Origin of the sequence: Escherichia sp. S10b (assembly GCF_028421345.1) — a bacterium.
GTDB lineage: Bacteria > Pseudomonadota > Gammaproteobacteria > Enterobacterales > Enterobacteriaceae > ECMA0423.
This window is the reverse complement of the sequence record NZ_JAHZSO010000113.1, coordinates 1-542: the sequence shown is the minus strand read 5'-3', so window position 1 is coordinate 542 and position 542 is coordinate 1. Positions and strand designations below refer to the sequence as shown.

The 542-nt window shown below is 54.1% G+C and carries 1 pseudogene; it reads left to right on the top strand.

Going from position 1 to position 542, the window contains the following annotated elements:
• Positions 1 to 94: 94 nt before the first annotated feature.
• Positions 95 to 364: pseudogene (locus FTE26_RS08370) on the top strand (IS91 family transposase); the annotation flags it as partial.
• Positions 365 to 542 lie beyond the last annotated feature (178 nt).

The window sequence follows — 542 nt, the reverse complement described above, 5'->3', positions numbered from 1 at the left end:
GGATCTAGGTGAAGATCCTTTTTGATAATCTCATGACCAAAATCCCTTAACGTGAGTTTTCGTTCCACTGAGCGTCAGACCCCTTATGGCAGAGCAGGGAAAGGAATTGCCGGGCTATGTGCAACGGGAATTTGAAGAATTTCTCCAATGCGGGCGGCTGGAGCATGGCTTTCTACGGGTTCGCTGCGAGTCTTGCCACGCCGAGCACCTGGTCGCTTTCAGCTGTAAGCGTCGCGGTTTCTGCCCGAGCTGTGGGGCGCGGCGGATGGCCGAAAGTGCCGCCTTGCTGGTTGATGAAGTACTGCCTGAACAACCCATGCGTCAGTGGGTGTTGAGCTTCCCGTTTCAGCTGCGTTTCCTGTTTGGGGTCGTTTGCGGGAAGGGGCGGAATCCTACGCTAAGGCTTTGGCCAGCGATATTCTCCGGTGAGATTGATGTGTTCCCAGGGGATAGGAGAAGGGCACTGTTGCAAATAGTCGGTGGTGATAAACTTATCATCCCCTTTTGCTGATGGAGCTGCACATGAACCCATTCAAAGGCCG